Raw genomic sequence first — 18,177 nt, 5'->3', positions numbered from 1 at the left:
TAGAATTCTATAAATTGCACAGCTTTTGTAGTGTAAGTCATAATCAAAAAAACAAAATATTATGGCTTATACAGTAATTTCATTATTTCCTCAAACTGTTAATTCAGAGGAAATCAGAACTAAACTAAATGATTTGGGTGTTAAAGATGAAGACATCATCATATCAAAATCAAATGTAACAGACGAAGATTCTGCAAACCATTACGATGACGATGAAAAAACCAAAAGTTTTTGGGATCATCTTTTTGTAAATGATGATGAGCTTTTATACGCTTACAAAACTAAAAGTGTAGGTAATGTAAATATTGTTGTTTATGCTGATGACTACGAACAGGCTCAGAATGCTAAAAAACTTTTAAATGATAACGGAGCTATAGAAGTTTACAAAAAAATAGAAGAAAACCAAGTGAAAGAAAGTGACACAGCAGGTCTTCCAGAAGATGTTTACAATGGTATTATTGCAAAAGCACGTCACAACGTTTATTTCTTAGATCCTAACAGGGTTTATACTCCCAACAGTAAAGGAATGGATAGGAGAATGGATGATTTGGGTTCTAAAGATTAAAATAAAAAAGTGCTGGTCTAAAATGACCGGCACTTTTTCTTGATAATTTATTGACTTTATATTTACTGTCCCTGCTGCAAAATTCCTCCGTTGCTGTCGCCTTGGTTAGAATTTTTAATCATATTCGGATCTTCTTTTGCCAATTTATTTTTGGTTGGGATTTTATAGTTTACAGAAATTCCGAAACTGCGGGTGTCGGTTTTGTTGGAATTGAAAACTGTTCCGCCAAGTGAGCGAGCAAGAAGTACGGTTTTATTCTGGTTAAAAATATCTCTGGCATAAAGAGAAAGATTAAGCCTGTCACTCATAAATTTCTTTGAAATAGTGATGTCGAAAGAATTGTTTAACGGTTTATCTATTTCAAAATAATAGTAATTTCCCTTAGAAGTAAGAATACTGTAGTTGGCCTGTAGCCTGATGTCTTTAGGTAAAATAAACTGTCCCATAACATTGTACACCCAAAAACCTTTCGTTTTTATATCCGGCATTTCCTGAAGCTGATATCCTGCATACAGGTATAAAAGATTCATTTTATCAGGATTTACATTAAATTTCATCAATTCGCTGAAAGGAGTAGTGAAAAGCATAAACGGAATAGGCATCCCAAAGTTGAAATTATGCGTTCTTAAACGATCAATTTGTACCTGCTGGTTACTGATTAGGTTATTGTTACGGGTAATTCTCTGCACAATCTGATTATTCACCCAACTTGTATTATAGCTGATAAAAGCATAATCGAAAGCACTGATTTTTAACTCCGCATTGTCGTAAATCGTAGGCTGTAGATTCGGGTTACCATTTGATGTTATTACACTGGTTCCCAAAGTGGTATTGTTAGGGTTTAATACCGAAACGCTTGGGAGCGTAATTTTTTTATTATAATTCAAATTGGCAAAAAGCTGCTTCATCAGGTTATACTGAATACTTGCATTGGGGAAAATCTTGAATTTTTTAAATGGAATTAAATCATTCTGAACAAGATTTCCCTGATTATCAAAAGATTTTGTAACTCCTGCGATATCATAATTTTCGGCTCTAGCTCCGGCAATGAAATCGAATTTCTTCAAAGTAGCCTGAAATTCCAAATATCCGGCAAGTGTTTTTCTCGAATAATCAAGATTCACAATGCTTCTGTTGAGTGCCTGGAAATCCTGCTGATCATAAAGTGCTCCCAAACTCATTTTTCCTTCATCCAGAATTTTTAAAGGCTGAGAGTAATCTACTTTAAAATTATAAAGATTAAATTTTGATGAATTTTCGAGATCAAAATACTGCAAATTGTTGGCACTTCTCTGGTTAAAATCAGAAGTACTGTTGTTGTAGGTTGCTTTGAAGTCTAATTTCTTGTTTTTATCATTAAATTTTTTCTGATAGGTTGCAGATACTTCCTGTCTGGTACCTTTAGAATCACTTAGAAAGTTCGAGGAAGTTACTCCGTTTAAAAATATATCTGTATTAATATCAGAATTATTATTATTGTTGCTTACATCATAATTGAGTAACAATCTGTCTTTACCGAGTTCAAAAGTAAACGCAGAATTCATATAATACGTTCTCCCTACCGAGTTTGAATGGTTTTTAGTTAAAAGATCAAACTGAGAATCCGAAAGGCTTTCACGATAATATTGCCCCAGATTTACCTGCCATCCAAACCATTTATTTCTGGAATTTAAAGCAATTGAGTTATTGAAACGGCTTCTGTATCGGTCATAATTAGAAAAACGATAACCACCGTTGTAAACAGCTGTAAGATAATTTTTAGCAGATTTACTGGTAATGATATTCATGATGGCACCGCCAGACGTTGCAGGAAACTCTGCACCGGGCTGGGTGATGATTTCTATTCGGTCTATAGAGCTTGCAGGCATTCCTTCAAGAAAAGCGGTAAGCTCGTTACTGGAAATATTCAGAGGTCTGCCGTCCATATAAACATCAAGAGGTTTTCCCTGATACATCATTCCCACCATTTCAGAAGCTACAAGACCTGGAAGTTTTTTCACTCCTTCCATTACAGAACCGTTGTTGAGATGAGCCTGTTCAGAAAAATCAAAAATAGTACGGTCCGCTTTCTGTTCAACGGCTTTTTTAGTTTTGGTAATGGTTACCCCTTCAATTTGTTTTTCCTGAGTATTGGCATTTTCTTTTTTTTCCTGTGCTAAAAGTAATGTAGAGGAAACAATAGAAAGTGTAAGTATAGTTTTCTTCATCTAGAAATTTATTTCTCTTTATTAGACAACTTAAAATCGAATTTGTTACACTTCTGAACAAATGATGAGAGTAATTAAAAAAAATCTCAATTTTTCACGAGAATGTTTTAAATAAAAATTTGATAATGAATAAGCATACTCATTTTTATTTATTCAAAAAATCAAAGCTAATGCAAGATTAATTTAAATAATTTTAAAAATTCTTTTATGAAACATATTTATATCCAAATAAAAAACCGCCCAATTTTGAGCGGTTTATCTAGTATTTTAGATAAGAAATTAACTTTCTTTTTCCATTTTTTTTATCAGATTCAGAGCAGAACCTGCTTTAAACCAATCAATCTGAGCCTGATTGTAAGTATGATTGGTTACTACCGTATCTTTAGAACCGTCTTTGTGATGAAAAACGATGGTTAAAGGTTTTCCTACACTGAACTGATCTAAATCTAAGAAGTCCAAAACATCATCTTCCTGAATTTTGTCGTAATCTGATTTATCATTGAAGGTTAAAGCCAACATTCCCTGTTTTTTCAGATTCGTTTCATGGATTCTTGCAAAAGATTTTACTAAAACAGCTTTTACACCCAAATGTCTCGGTTCCATAGCCGCATGTTCTCTTGAAGAACCTTCGCCGTAATTTTCGTCACCCACAACAATTGAAGGAACTCCGGCTGCTTTGTACGCTCTTGCAACAGCAGGAACTTCGCCATATTCTCCAGTTAACTGATTTTTAACTTTATTGGTTTCCATGTTGAAAGCATTTACAGCGCCGATCAACATATTGTTGGAAATATTATCCAAGTGACCACGGTATTTCAACCAAGGACCTGCCATCGAAATATGGTCGGTTGTACATTTTCCGAAAACTTTAATCAAAACAAAAGCTCCCGTAATGTTCAATCCATCCCAAGCTGGGAATTCTTCTAAAAGCTGAAGCCTGTCAGAAGTTGGACTTACTACCACTTCCACTTTAGAACCATCTTCCGAAGGCGCTTGATAACCGTTGTCATCCACCGCGAAACCTTTTGCAGGAAGTTCAAAACCGGTTGGCTCGTTCAATTTCACTTGTTCGCCGGCTTCGTTGGTTAAAGTATCTGTGATTGGATTAAAGTCTAATCTTCCTGAAATTGCAACCGCTGCAACCATTTCCGGCGATGCTACGAAAGCGTGGGTGTTTGGATTTCCGTCCGCTCTTTTTGCAAAGTTTCTGTTGAAAGAATGAATAATGGAGTTTTTCTCCCCTTTTTCAGAACCTTCTCTGTCCCATTGTCCGATACACGGTCCACAAGCGTTGGTAAAGATTCTTGCGTTTTCAAATTTTCTGAAAGAATCCAAGAAACCGTCTCTTTCCGCAGTGAATTTCACTTGTTCAGAACCTGGGTTGATTCCCAAAATTGCTTTTGGTTTTACTCCTTTTGCGAAAGCATCTTCCACAATGGAAGCCGCTCTTGATAAATCTTCGTAAGAAGAGTTCGTACAAGAACCAATTAAAGCCCATTCTACTTCCAAAGGCCAGCCATTTGCTTCCGCCTTAGCTCTGAATTCTGCAACCGGTGTCGCTAAATCCGGAGTGAAAGGTCCATTAAGATGAGGTGAAAGTGTTGAAAGATCAATTTCAATTAACTGATCGAAATATTGTTCAGGGTTTGCATACACTTCAGCATCTCCTGTTAAATGTTCAGCAATTTTATCAGCCGCATCTACTACATCCTGTCTTCCTGTTGCAGAAAGATACCTTCTCATTGAGTCATCGTATCCGAAAGTAGATGTGGTTGCACCAATTTCTGCACCCATGTTACAGATTGTTCCTTTTCCTGTGGCAGAAAGTGATTTTGCACCTTCGCCAAAATATTCTACGATGCAACCCGTTCCTCCTTTTACGGTAAGAATTCCGGCAACTTTTAAGATAACATCTTTAGCAGAAGTCCATCCGTTCAGTTTTCCTGTTAATTTAATTCCGATTAATTTTGGCATTTTCAGTTCCCAAGCCATTCCCGCCATTACATCAACTGCATCGGCTCCACCAACTCCGATGGCAACCATTCCTAAACCTCCTGCGTTTACGGTGTGAGAGTCGGTTCCGATCATCATTCCACCAGGAAATGCATAATTTTCAAGAACAACCTGATGAATAATACCTGCTCCGGGTTTCCAAAAGCCAATTCCGTATTTGTCACAAACCGAACTTAAAAAGTTGAATACTTCTGAGTTTTTGTTGATACCCTCCTGCAAATCCTGCTCCGCACCTACTCTTGCCTGAATGAGGTGATCGGCATGTACTGTTGAAGGAACGGCTACTTTTGTTTTACCAGCCTGCATAAACTGTAAAAGAGCCATCTGTGCCGTGGCATCCTGCATCGCAACTCTGTCGGGAGCGAAGTCTACATAAGAGTTTCCTCTTTCATATTCCTGTGTAGCATTGCCCTCCCAAAGATGGGTGTAAAGAATTTTTTCTGCGAGTGTTAAAGGTTTTCCTGTAATCTGTCTTGCTGCGGCAATTCTTTCAGGATAACGTTCGTACACTTTTTTGATCATGTCAATGTCGAAAGTCATATTTTTTTATTTTCTTTTTATTTTCTTTTAAAGAGAAATTTTGATAGTGTTCATCAAATTTCATTCCTATGCTACCATAAGATAACTCATATAATAAATGAAAGTGATTATTTACAATGATGAAGTTAAGAAAAAAATAAAATTAGGTATGTTGATATAAGGTAAAATAATTTTTTGTGGTGTTAAATAGAAAGATTCTAAACAAAAAAAGGAAGATTTCGTGAGAAGTCTTCCTTTTATATTTAAAGTTTAGTCTAAAAATTAATGACCAACCGTTACCAATTCTTTGATAGAAGGTACAAAAGTAGTTAAATCAATTCCTTCGACGGCTGTTTTGTATTCGTCAATGCTTGGAATTCTTCCCATAATTGCAGAAAGTACCACCACCGGCGTTGAAGCCAATAAAGATTCACCTTTTTTACGTTCAGAATCTTCAACTACTCTTCCTTGGAAAAGTCTCGTAGAAGTCGCCAAAACGGTGTCTCCTTTCTCCGCTTTTTCCTGATTACCCATACAAAGGTTGCAACCTGGACGCTCAAGATACATCATATTTTCATATTGAGTACGAGCTTCACCTTTCGGTGCTGCATCATTGAATTCAAATCCTGAATATTTTTCCAGTAATTCCCAGTCACCTTCGGCCTTTAATTCATCTATGATATTATAAGTAGGAGCTGCAACCACCAACGGAGCCTGGAATTCTACTTTACCATTTTTCTGTTCAAGATTTCTCAACATCTGAGAAACAATTTTAAGGTCACCTTTGTGAACCATACAAGAACCTACGAAACCAAGGTCTACTTTTTTCTCGCCTCCGTAATAGGTAAGGTCTCTGATGGTATCGTGCGTATATCTTTTAGAAACATCGTCGTTGTTTACATCCGGGTCGGCAATCATTGGTTCTACAATGGCATCCAAATCAACCACAACTTCAGCATAATATTTGGCGTTAGCATCCGGAGTCAAAGCAGGTTTATCACCCGTTCTGATTTCCTCGATTCTCTTGTTTGCTTTGTTGATTAACCCCTGAAGAACAGCATTTTTGTTGTCCATTCCTTTATCAATCATAATCTGGATTCTGCTTTTTGCAATTTCCAATGATTCAATCAAAGTATCGTCTTCAGAAATACAGATTGAAGCTTTTGCTTTCATTTCTGCAGTCCAATCTGTGAATGTAAATGCCTGGTCAGCCGGAAGTGTTCCGATATGAACCTCAATAATTCTTCCCTGGAAAACATTTTCTCCGTCAAACTGCTTCAGCATCTGAGCCTGAGTGGCGTGTACCACATCACGGAAATCCATATGCTCTTTCATTTCGCCTTTGAAAGTCACTTTCACAGATTCAGGAATAGGCATTGATGCTTCACCTGTTGCCAAAGCCAAAGCTACAGTTCCTGAATCCGCACCAAAAGCAACACCTTTGGACATTCTCGTATGAGAATCTCCACCAATGATGATTGCCCATTCGTCAACCGTAATATCATTCAAAACTTTATGGATAACGTCTGTCATTGCGTGGTATTCACCTTTCGGGTCACGAGCTGTGATTACCCCGAAATCGTTCATAAATTTCATTAATTTAGGAATGTTAGCCTGCGCTTTTTTATCCCAAACCGAAGCGGTGTGACAGCCTGACTGATACGCTCCATCTACAATGGGAGAAATTACCGTTGCAGCCATCGATTCCAATTCCTGAGCAGTCATTAAACCTGTCGTATCCTGAGATCCAACGATATTAACTTCAACTCTAACATCAGAACCAGCGTGTAAAACTTTACCTTCAGTTACGCCCACTGCATTTCTGTTGAAGATTTTTTCAACCGCAGTCAAACCTTGTCCTTCGATAGAAATTTCTTTTGATGGCGCGAAAACCGTCGGAGCGGTAATTCCTAAAGTTTTTGCCGCAAAAGTCTGGATTTTTTTACCGAAAACGATAGCATAAGAACCACCTGCTCTGATGAATTCTAATTTTTGAGGTGTAAAAGATTTAGAAATATCTTTCAGTTCTTTATCTCCGTTGTATAATTTCTTTTCTTTGGTATTGATGGTAAGAACAGTTCCTGTAGCAACAGAATATTTTTCTTCCAAAATAATGTCGCCGTTTTCATTACGGATTGGATTTCCGTTTTCGTCAGTTTTCTTAACCCAGTTCTGAAGGTCGATTCCGATACCTCCGGTTACATCAACTGTAGTTAAGAAAATCGGTGAAATTCCGTTGGTTCCTGCTACAATAGGAGCAATATTAACGAAAGGAACGTAAGGACTTGCCTGTTTACCAGTCCAAAGGGCAACGTTGTTTACACCAGACATACGAGATGAGCCAACACCCATGGTTCCTTTTTCTGCAATCAGCATTACGCTTGCATCAGGATGTTGAGCCTGAAGCATTCTGATTTCGTCCTGAGCTTCCGGTGTAATCATACATTTTCCGTGAAGCTCTCTGTCTGAACGAGAGTGTGCCTGATTTCCCGGAGACAATAAATCGGTAGAAATATCGCCTTCTCCAGCAATGAAAGTCACGACTTTAATTTCTTCCGGAACTTCCGGTAATTTTGTGAAAAATTCTGCTTTGGCATAACTTTCCAAAATATCTTTAGCGATGGCATTACCAGTTTCGTAAGCCTCTTTCAAACGGGCTGTATCGGCATCATACAAATACACCTGAGTTTTAAGAACTTCTGCGGCCTGTTTTGCAATGTTTTCATTATTACCTAAAGCCAAATCCAGCAAAACCTCGATAGAAGGACCGCCTTTCATGTGAGACAGCAATTCGAAAGCGTAAGCAGGTGTGATTTCTTCAACCACCGACTCACCAAGAATAATTTCCTTTAAAAATTTTGCTTTTACCCCTGCCGCACTTGTAGTACCGGGCAAAGTGTTGTAAATAAAAAATTTAAGAGAATCTGCCCTGTATTCGTTGGCTGTATCTTTGATCTGTGAGATGATTTCGCTTAATAAATCTGCGCTATCAATAGGTTTAGGGTGAAGTCCTTGGTTTTTTCTTTCTTCAATTTCTTGGAGGTAATCCTGATAAATTCCCATATAGTCTTTTCTTTTTTATAACTTAAAATTCTTAACCGATGTTTTACGTTGAGAGAAATTTCAGATTGATATTCTCATTTGTAATACTCACAGCTAGCATTCTTAAATGGTTGAACTCTTGTAATTTGCTAATTTTTCTTTCAGTTTTAAAGCGAATGAGCTTCTTTCAAAACCAAATAATTGTCAAACATTTAAAAAATGTCCCCAAAAATACAAAAAAATAGAATTTTTTCAGATTGAATTTATTTAGATTCTTTATAAATATAAATTTTATATTTTCTATTTTTGCCGCCGAATGAAAACTAAAATGATGAAAAAAATCAATATTCTTTTATTAGGGTTTTGTTGTGTATTGGCTTTCGGTCAGTCTAAGACATCCAAAAAAAAACCTTCAGATTATAAAATCGGAAAATCTTCGCAGAGCAATACAGTTAATCTTCCGGTAGTGAATGAGAATATACCGCTACTGATTCCCAAAAAAATCAAAGGAAAATCCGGATTTGTTAATCAGAAAGGAAAAATGGTTATTCCCGCTGAATATGATTTGGTTATGTTCTTTGGTGAAGACTGTAATCTGATTAACTCTCCTAACGAAAAAGTTAAAATTTTTGGCAGCAGTGATTTTGCAACTGTTGATAATAAAGGCATCACGTATCGAATTAATAAAAACGGAAAAAAAGTTTATCAATACAAAAAAGAAGATTTAGGAAGATGTAATGCGCAAATGCAGAAAGCTTTATTTCATGCCTATATTTTAAAAGGAAAATACGGAATTATTGAAGATTCTAAGTTTAAAAATCCCGACGATCAGTCGCAGTTTGCTATTTACCCAAAGTATCAGTTTCTCTATGTGCTGGAAGGGGATGATGTTGCCAATCCTATGATTATTGCTACGTATAATGATAAGTTTGGAGTAATTGATGTGAATAATAAAATTGTTATTCCTTTCGAATATTCTGATATTAAAAGAAATTACAGCTGGAAATTGGGAAAGATGTTTGAAGTGACTAAAGATGATGCAAATTATTATCTTATCGATTCTTACAACAGATCGTACTGATAAATTTTAGTTTAATCAAAAATAAATTGTATTTTTGCCGCAGAAATAAAGGGGTGCCCCGATCGGAGCTGAGATTATACCCAATGAACCTGGAACAGGTAATGCTGTTTAGGGAAATTTGAAAATGTACCAATATAGCAGTATAACAATGTACCAATTATTGCTAGACTGTTAAATCAGTAAATTGTTACATTATTTTAATCGCCCCTTTTATTCCATTAAATTTTAAAATTTATAAGAATGAAAGGATTATTTTTTTTAGGACTTACCGCAAGTTCTCTGGGTTTTGCACAAACTCAAAATCAGGATTCTCTTAAGATAAGAGAAATAGAAACCGTTAATTTCACACGAAGACTTCCCGTAGCAAAAGAAATCATCAACGTTCAGAAAGATCTGGACAGTAAAAATCTCGGGCAGGATTTACCTATTTTGCTAAAGAATCAAACTTCTATAATTTCCACTTCAGACGCTGGAAATGGAGTAGGATACACCGGTTTTAGAATTCGGGGTGTTGCAGGAAGAGGTATTAATGTGATGATGAACGGCGTTCCTTACAATGATTCCGAAAGTCAGGGAACATTTTTTGTGAATGTGCCAGATTTAACCAGTTCTGCATCGCAAATTTTAATTCAGCGTGGTGTGGGAACTTCCAATAATGGTGTTTCTGCTTTCGGAGCAAGTATTAATGTTATTTCTAAAGAACCAGAAGAAAAGTTTTACTTGAAAACAGACGACAGCTACGGGTCTTTTAATACCTACAAATATTCTGCTGAGGTGGGTTCTGGTAAATTCTGGAAAAACCGTCTTTCTGTAATGGGACGTTATTCTCATATTCATTCTGATGGGTATATCGACAGAGCTTTTTCGGATTTGAATTCGTATAATTTTACGGCATTATTTGAAGAAGGAAAAACAAAACTTCGTTTCATGGCATTTGGAGGAAAAGAAAAAACGTATCAAGCCTGGAATGGAATTGATAGACAAACCTGGGAAACCAATCCAAGATTTAATTCTTCAGGAGCAATTTATGATAAAAATGGAGATATATCGGGATTTTACGACAACGAAACCGATAATTACAGACAAAATCATTATCAGTTGCTTTGGGAACAGGGAATTAATGATCATTGGAACCTTGAAACCACATTTCATTACACCAAAGGGAGTGGTTATTATGAAAATTACAGACAGAATAACAAATTTTCCCGATATAATCTGCCTAATATGATGGATGGAAGTACTCTTAGAGATCGTTCGGATTTCATTAGAAAGAAATGGCTGAATAATGATTTTTATGGTGCAGTTTCTACTTTGTACGGAAAATTTCAAAATGTAGATTTGAATTTCGGAGCCGTTGCCAACCAATATTACGGAAGACATTACGGAAATGTTACGGGAGTTTTCTTTCCGCAGATTAACGAATACGAATATTACCGAAATCGTTCGGTGAAGAATGAAGTTGCCGGTTTTGCAAAAGCTTTGGTAAGAATAGATAATTTTGAACTTTTTGGCGATTTGCAGTTAAGAAATATCGATTATGATACTAGAATTTTAATGCAAGGTGATGGTGAAGGAGCAAATCTTAAAAGAAACTGGCTGTTTTTTAATCCAAAAGCGGGAGTTAATTACAGATTGGGCAATGGTAAGGTGTTTTTCTCTTATGCACTGGCTCAGCGAGAGCCTAATCGGGATGACCTTTTTGCCAATAATGACGTAAAAGCAGAAAAACTTCATGATTTTGAAGCAGGAATAGAAAAACGCTTTGGTGTATTGGAATTTACTGCCAATCTTTATTATATGTACTACATCAATCAGTTGGTGCTTAATGGGCAGATTAGTAATATCGGAGAATTTATCAGAACCAATTCAGGGAAAAGTTACCGAAGAGGTGTAGAAATCGGATCTTTGGCAAAACTCTCAAAACAATGGGAAGTATCTGGAAATGTAAGTGTGAGCCAAAACAGAAACCTTGATTTTATTGTTGAAAATAATAATGGTGTAGATCGTTTAGGAAATACAGAAATTTCTTTTTCGCCGAATTTAATTGCCAATTTAAGTCTGAAATTCAATCCTGTTAAAAATTTCCAGTTTGCTTTAACGAACCAATATGTAGGAAAACAGTATTTGGATAATACAGAAACAGCTGCTTTACAGCTAAAAGATTATTTTCTTACAGATTTTAATGCGCAATATCAGTTCAGAATCAAAAGACAAGAGGTGGCATTAAAACTTTTGGTAAATAATATTTTCGATCAGAAATATGTAAATAACGGATACGTTTACGATGGTCCGGTATATTTTTCTCAGGCAGGAACCAATTTTATGTTTGGAATCAGCTGGAAAATTCAATAAAAAACCAATCCTTAATCATATTTTTCTAAGCAATTTAGAATTAATTTTTTTGAGACTGTTTCGGCAGTCTTTTTTATTGTCTTTGAATGATAAATAATAAGTAAGCTGATTTAAAAATGAACAGTTCTGTATATTTTTACGAATAGTAAGAAATTGAAGTTTTTTATATTTCAACCTGAAAATAAATCTCTCAAAAACTCATTAAAAAATCATAAATTTGTCGCCAAATGAATATTTCAGCATACATTTTAGAATATCTGAAGCAATTCGGAACTGTTGTAGTTCCGCAGTTTGGTGCATTCTCTCTGGAAAACTCCAAAGCAGTTATTAATTCTGAAAACGGGAGTATTCTTCCGCCGTCCAGCCAAATTAATTTTCAGCAGGATTATCATATTCAGGATAGAAATTTTACTGTTTTTTTAAGTCAGCAAAAACAAATTTCTGAAGCATCGGCAGGAAGAGAGCTCGATCTTCAGGTAGATTTTTGGAAAAAAAGATTGCAGTCGGAAAAAACATTAAATATCAATGGTCTCGGAACACTTTCTTTGGAAAATGACCAATTTGTATTTAAAGGAAACCGCTTACAGTCGGACGATCCCGATTTTTATGGGTTAGAAGAAATCCGATTTTCAGAGATTAACGATCAGCATCCAACAGTTTCAGAGGAAAACTCCGAAAAAGATTACAAACTCAATAAATCGATACTTTGGATATTTCTTTTCATTGTTCCGGTTTTGGGAATTTTGTATTTTGCATATACGCAGCAGGAACTTATTTTTGGTAAAAAATCTTTTGATGATCTTTCGGTAAAAACAAAAACTCAGAGAATCGAGAAAAAAGCTCCGGTAAAAATAGATTCGGCAAAAATAAAATTTCAGGATTCTGTAAAGGCTTTCAAAGCAGATTCTTTAAAACAGGATTCTATCAAAAAACAATCAGCAAAAAGTTGGAAACCAACTTCTCATAAAAGAAAATCTAAATGGCAAAAGTAAAAAAGGCATCAGAATCTCTTACAGTAATGACGAATATCGTTCTTCCAAACGATACCAACCAGCTCAGAAATCTTTTCGGAGGCGAGCTTTTGGCAAGAATGGATAGATGTGCTTCTATCTCTGCGACCAGACATTGCGAGAGAAGAGTGGTTACCGCATCTGTGAATCACGTTTCTTTCGATCATCCCATTCCCGAAGGTGGTATTGTTGTGATGGAGTCTAAAGTTTCCAGAGCATTTTCTACCTCTATGGAGATTTATGTAGATGTTTGGTTAGACGATCCTATCAACAGAAAAAAAATTCATACCAATAAAGGAATTTATACTTTTGTTGCGGTTGATGAATTTAACAGACCTATACCCATTCCTGAAATGGAGCCAGAAACAGATTTGGAGAAAGAAAGATATGCCGCAGCTTTAAGAAGAAAAGAGCTTTCCTTAATTCTTTCCGGAAGAATGAAACCGGCAGATTCTGTGGAGTTGAAAAAACTTTTTCAGGAATCTTAATAAAAAACAATCACCAAGAATCACTTCCAATATTATATGAGTCAAAAAATTGCCATAACAGGGATGGGCATTATCTCCGCAATTGGAAACAATGTGGAGGAAAATTTGAGGTCGCTGAAATCAGGTCAGCAAGGTATTTCGGATATTAGTCTATTTGAAACACGTCATTCTGGAACTATTAAAACGGGCGAAATCAAATTGTCTAATGAAGAATTAGCACAAAAACTTCATTTAAACACAGAAAACAATGCAACCAGAACGTCTTTACTGGGAATGGTAGCGGCAAAAGAAGCTGTTGAAAGTGCCGGAATTTCTGATATTAATGAATATAAAACTGGACTGATTTCCTCAACCAGCGTTGGCGGAATGGATATCACCGAAAAATATTTCTACACATACGAAGACTTCCCTGAAAAGCAAAAATATATTGACTCTCACGATGCGGGAAATTCATCCTTACTGATTGCAGATTATCTGGGTTTGAAAGGTATGGTTTCTACCATCAGTACAGCCTGTTCGTCTGCTGCCAATGCAATTATGATGGGTGCGAAACTCATTAAAAATGGCGTTCTCGACAGAGTAATTGTAGGCGGAACAGATTCGCTTTCAAAGTTTACTTTGAATGGCTTTAATACACTGATGATTCTTACAGATTCTTACAACACACCTTTTGATAATGACAGAAAAGGTCTGAATCTGGGTGAAGCAGCCGCTTTCATCGTTTTGGAATCTGATGAAGTCGTGAAAAAACAAAATAAAAAAGTTCTCGGTTACCTTTCGGGATACGGAAATGCCAACGATGCCCATCACCAAACCGCTTCTTCGGAAAACGGACAAGGTGCTTTTCTGGCGATGGAAAAAGCATTGAAAGTTTCGGGTTTGGACAAAGAAAACATCGATTATATCAACGTTCACGGTACCGCAACTCCTAATAATGATTTGTCGGAAGGTATTGCAATGATTCGGATTTTTGGAGAAAATAAAGTCCCGGAATTTAGTTCTACAAAAGCTTTTACAGGTCATACTCTGGCTGCGGCGGCGGGAATTGAAGCGGTTTATTCGTTATTGGCGATTCAGAATAATTTGATTTTCCCGAATCTGAATTTTAAAACAAAAATGGAAGAATTCGATTTGACACCTGTAACGGAACTCAAAAAGAAAAATATCAATCACGTTCTTTCCAACTCATTTGGTTTTGGAGGAAATTGTTCAACCTTAATTTTTTCTAAATAATGAGTGCAGTTTACATCAACAGTACAGCCTGCATCTCGGTTCAGGATACATTAAAGGAAGATTTTTTCAAAAATCTTAAGCCAGAAAATTCAGTACAGATTTTAAAAGCCATTGAGCCGAATTACAAAGAATTTATTCCGCCCGCAGCAAGCAGAAGAATGTCTAAAACGGTAAAAATGAGCTCCGTAGCTTCGCAATATGCTCTGAAAGAAGCCGGAATAGAAAATCCTGACGCCATTATCGTGGGAACCGGAATGGGCTGCTCACAAGACTCGGAAAAGTTTCTGAAAAACGTAATTGAGAACAACGAAGAGTTTTTAACTCCAACTTATTTCATACAATCTACGCATAATACGGTTGCGGGGCAAATTGCTTTAGGTTTGCAGTGTCACGCTTACAATTTTACCTATGTGAACACATCTTCGTCTCTGGAATTTTCGTTTCTAGATGCGAAACTTCAGATTAATGACGGCGAAGTAAACAATGTTTTGGTAGGTTCTTGCGACGAACAAACCGACCGAACTATGGACTTGTACAAACTCAATAATACCATAAAAAAAGAGGGAAATCTTCCCGCAGATTTTCTCAATTCACAAACAGAAGGGGTAATTTGGGGAGAAGGTGCCAGTTTTTTTGTAGTCGGGAAAGAAAAAACTGAAACTTCTTATGCAAAACTTGAAGATATTCAGATTATTAACGAATTAAATTTAGAAGAAACCCAATCATTCATTCAAGATTTTTTAGCTAAAAACAATTTGAAAAATAATGAAATTGATGCTGTAATTCTTGGTTTTAGTGGCGACTCAGAATCAGATATTTATTATAAAAAGGCTTCAGAATTATTTCAAAATTCATCTTTATTATTTTTTAAACATTTGAGCGGAGAATTCAATACTGCAAGCGGATTTTCAATCTTTATGGCTTGTCAGATTCTCAAAAATCAGGAAATTCCGGAAGTGATGATGATTAATTCTGTTAACAAATCAGAAATTAAAAATATTCTTCTCTACAATCATTTGAGAGGAAAAGACCATAGTTTGGTTTTATTAAAAAAAGTTTAAAAAATGAATACTCGAACTCTTACATATCTTTTGTTAATTATAATACCTAATTTGTTTTATGCACAAGATATATTGGAGCAAAACGAAAATTGGGCAAAATATTCTAAGGTAAGCATACGATATGGCAAGTCGGATGAAATGGTAGTTTATGAACTTGAGAAAGGGAAACCCAATTTAGCGAAATTATATAAAAATGATTCGCTTGTTTCGGTTTCTAAAATTAATCTTACCCCAGAAAAATTAGAAAAAGACTCTCTTTCGGATGGTTTTACACCTAATATTAATCTTGATTACAAAGTAGAGATTAAGCGTAATAAAAAAGGGTTGGTTTCAGAAAAGTATCAAAGAAAATTTAATGGTTCTACAGGCTATCTGGAAGAAGAAATCGTTAAATATTCTTATGATCAATGCAATAACATCACCGAAGAAAAACGAAATTTTGCCAGATTAAAAAAAATCGACCAAGCCCGAACCTTTGATAGCTCGAACAAAAACATTATTAAATATCGATACGATTACAACAAAGACTGTTTGTGGACAAAAAAATATGTTCTTGATAAGCAAGGTGAAAAATTACTGTTAGCCACCAGAAAAATTGAATAATTTACATTTACAGAATAGCATACATAGTGAAACATTACCTATTCATCCTGTTTTATGTTTTCTGCAATGTGTTTATTTATGCATTTCAGGGGAGTTTTTGGGTGTATCTGTTGTGTTTTCTGATGTTTTCTGCGGTGGTTGCTTGGGGTTCTTTCGATATTCAGTTGAAATATTTTCTGAATTCGATTACTCATAAAAGGACAAGAATCAAGGAAGTAGCATTAACTTTCGATGATGGACCCACCGAATTTACACCTAAGTTTTTAGATCTATTAAAAGAAAATCATATCAAAGCAACGTTTTTCTGCATCGGAGAACAGATAGAAAAATATCCTGAAACTTTCCAAAGAATCATTGCTGAAGGTCATTCTGTGGGAAATCACACTTTTTCACATTCTAACAATACCGGATTTTTATCGACTTCAAAAATGATTGATGAAATTGAAAAATGTGATGAAGTGATGTTAAAATTTGGGAATATTAGAACTGATTTATATCGTCTACCTTTCGGTGTAACCAATCCGAATATCGCCAAAGCCATCCAAAAAACTCAGAAAAAAAGTATTGGCTGGAATGTACGTTCTTTGGATACCGTGATTGACGACAAAAATAAAATCTATAACAGAATCACAAAAAATCTCAATAAAGGAAGTATTATTCTTCTTCACGACACTTCCGAGAAAACGTATAATGTTTTGGTTGAATTATTGTTATTTTTGGAGCGTGAAAAGTATTCGACTTTCACAATGGATTCAATGATTAATTCTAAAAATAATGATTAAGAATATAGCTTTAGGCACATTCATATTAATTTCAAGTTTCGTTTTTGCACAAAATACAGCAATGTCTGGAGCGGAAGCAAAAGCGTTTGTTGCTAAAGTTTCCTCAGAAACCAAAGGGATAAAAACCCTGCAAAGTGACTTTATCCAAACCAAAAAAATGGATTTTTTAGATAAAAACATAGTTACCCAAGGCAAAATGTCCCTGAAAACCCCCAATACATTAAGCTGGAAATACACGAAGCCTTATCAATACAGCATTGTTTTCAAGGAGAATAAAATCTACATCAACGACCAGGGGAAAAAATCCTCTGTGGATGCAAAAAGTAAAACTTTTGAAAAAATCAATAAACTGATTGTAGGAAGCTCCAACGGACAGATGTTCAATGACCCGGAATTTTCTGTAAGCTATTTCAAAAATGGAAATTTTAATGTCGCAAAATTTACTCCGAAATCTGCTCAATTATTAAAGTATATCAAACAAATCGAATTACAATTTCCGAAAAATGAAACTACTGTTTCTCAGGTTAATATGACGGAAGCTTCGGGTGACACTACGAATATTGTTTTTAAAAATACAAAAATCAATGCGCCGATTTCTGCTTCAGAATTTTCTTTATAGTCTGATTTTTCTGCTGCTTGTTTCCTGTAAAACTTATCAGCTTGCGGACGTAAAACCCATTCCCAATTCTGAAAAAACTGTTGAAAATCTGTTCTTTTCTTCCAATAAAGATTATGTTTACAAATGTCAGATGGAGGTTTACGGAAGTGATATCAGCGGAATTCTCATCATTAAAAAAATTTCTGACTCAACACATCGTATCGTGATGACTACAGATTTCGGTAATAAAATGATTGATTTTGAGATTTCAGAAAACGATTTCAAACTCAATTATGTTCTTCCCGATTTGGACAAAAAAATGGTCATCAATTTCCTTAAAAATGATTTTCAGGAACTTTTAAGGAAAAATTACAGTGTAAATGAAAGTTTCCAAGATAATCTTTCTTACATTTTCACGTCAAAAATGGGTAATAAAATCTATTATTTAAGGAAAAATTCAAACAATAAACTTCTTAGCCAGATTGTAGTTACGAAAAATAAGAAAGAAAAAATTGATTTTAATTTTGAGGCTAAAACACCTACTTTTGCAGAGAAAATAGAAATTCAGCATAAAGATTTTAAAATCAATATCAAACTATTTCAAATCACAGAAACGGAATAAA

The 18,177-nt window shown here is 35.4% G+C and carries 14 protein-coding genes and 1 riboswitch; of the genes, 11 read left to right on the top strand and 3 right to left on the bottom strand.

Annotated elements, in window-relative coordinates; genetic code table 11:
* The first annotated feature begins 61 nt into the window (after positions 1-61).
* A complete protein-coding gene (locus tag IV513_RS00525; RefSeq protein WP_209388561.1) occupies positions 62-565 on the top strand; it encodes a hypothetical protein in 504 nt (167 codons plus the stop codon).
* Positions 566-627: 62 nt separating this feature from the next.
* On the opposite strand, the gene IV513_RS00520 is transcribed toward IV513_RS00525, so the two are convergent.
* The 3 genes from IV513_RS00520 to IV513_RS00510 all read right to left on the bottom strand — a co-directional run bounded on the left by IV513_RS00520 (position 628) and on the right by IV513_RS00510 (position 8,367).
* Positions 628-2,772: an outer membrane beta-barrel family protein gene (locus tag IV513_RS00520; protein ID WP_209388560.1), complete on the bottom strand. Its 2,145-nt coding sequence runs from the start codon at positions 2,770-2,772 to the stop codon at positions 628-630.
* A gap of 279 nt (positions 2,773-3,051) precedes the next feature.
* Positions 3,052-5,325, bottom strand: a complete 2,274-nt coding sequence (locus tag IV513_RS00515; protein ID WP_209388559.1) for an aconitate hydratase — start codon at positions 5,323-5,325, stop codon at positions 3,052-3,054.
* 261 nt (positions 5,326-5,586) lie between these two features.
* Complete coding sequence (locus IV513_RS00510; RefSeq protein WP_209388558.1) at positions 5,587-8,367, bottom strand: bifunctional aconitate hydratase 2/2-methylisocitrate dehydratase; 2,781 nt, start codon at positions 8,365-8,367, stop codon at positions 5,587-5,589.
* Positions 8,368-8,674: 307 nt separating this feature from the next.
* Here IV513_RS00510 and IV513_RS00505 point away from each other — a divergent pair, with 307 nt between their 5' ends.
* The 10 genes from IV513_RS00505 (at position 8,675) to IV513_RS00460 (ending at position 18,176) form a co-directional block, all read left to right on the top strand.
* Positions 8,675-9,427, top strand: coding sequence for a WG repeat-containing protein (locus tag IV513_RS00505; protein ID WP_209388557.1), 753 nt, complete (start codon positions 8,675-8,677; stop codon positions 9,425-9,427).
* A gap of 39 nt (positions 9,428-9,466) precedes the next feature.
* A riboswitch (TPP riboswitch) is annotated at positions 9,467-9,559 on the top strand.
* Between the two features lie 108 nt (positions 9,560-9,667).
* Positions 9,668-11,779, top strand: a complete 2,112-nt coding sequence (locus IV513_RS00500) for a TonB-dependent receptor (RefSeq protein ID WP_209388556.1) — start codon at positions 9,668-9,670, stop codon at positions 11,777-11,779.
* A 227-nt stretch (positions 11,780-12,006) separates the two neighbouring features.
* Positions 12,007-12,771: a hypothetical protein gene (locus IV513_RS00495; protein WP_209388555.1), complete on the top strand. Its 765-nt coding sequence runs from the start codon at positions 12,007-12,009 to the stop codon at positions 12,769-12,771.
* Entirely contained in the window at positions 12,759-13,277 is a 519-nt protein-coding gene (locus tag IV513_RS00490; protein WP_209388554.1) for an acyl-CoA thioesterase, read from the top strand. Before IV513_RS00495 ends, IV513_RS00490 begins: the two co-directional genes overlap by 13 nt.
* Positions 13,278-13,313: 36 nt before the next feature.
* A complete protein-coding gene (locus tag IV513_RS00485; RefSeq protein ID WP_209388553.1) occupies positions 13,314-14,510 on the top strand; it encodes a beta-ketoacyl synthase in 1,197 nt (398 codons plus the stop codon).
* Positions 14,510-15,571, top strand: coding sequence for a beta-ketoacyl synthase N-terminal-like domain-containing protein (locus tag IV513_RS00480; protein WP_209388552.1), 1,062 nt, complete (start codon positions 14,510-14,512; stop codon positions 15,569-15,571). The genes IV513_RS00485 and IV513_RS00480 overlap by 1 nt, the downstream gene beginning before the upstream one ends.
* Positions 15,572-15,574: 3 nt before the next feature.
* The gene (locus IV513_RS00475) at positions 15,575-16,174 is read left to right on the top strand and encodes a hypothetical protein (RefSeq protein WP_209388551.1); all 600 of its coding nucleotides are present in this window, start codon (positions 15,575-15,577) and stop codon (positions 16,172-16,174) included.
* A gap of 26 nt (positions 16,175-16,200) precedes the next feature.
* Positions 16,201-16,956, top strand: a complete 756-nt coding sequence (locus tag IV513_RS00470; RefSeq protein ID WP_209388550.1) for a polysaccharide deacetylase family protein — start codon at positions 16,201-16,203, stop codon at positions 16,954-16,956.
* A complete protein-coding gene (locus IV513_RS00465) occupies positions 16,949-17,575 on the top strand; it encodes an outer membrane lipoprotein carrier protein LolA (protein WP_209388549.1) in 627 nt (208 codons plus the stop codon). The genes IV513_RS00470 and IV513_RS00465 overlap by 8 nt, the downstream gene beginning before the upstream one ends.
* Positions 17,541-18,176, top strand: a complete 636-nt coding sequence (locus tag IV513_RS00460; RefSeq protein ID WP_209388548.1) for a hypothetical protein — start codon at positions 17,541-17,543, stop codon at positions 18,174-18,176. The genes IV513_RS00465 and IV513_RS00460 overlap by 35 nt, the downstream gene beginning before the upstream one ends.
* Position 18,177: the final 1 nt, after the last annotated feature.

It is taken from the genome of Chryseobacterium sp. RR2-3-20 (genome assembly GCF_017808115.1).
GTDB lineage: Bacteria > Bacteroidota > Bacteroidia > Flavobacteriales > Weeksellaceae > Chryseobacterium > Chryseobacterium oryzae.
Note: the sequence above shows the minus strand (reverse complement) of the source record. Positions and strands in the feature narration are given on the sequence as shown.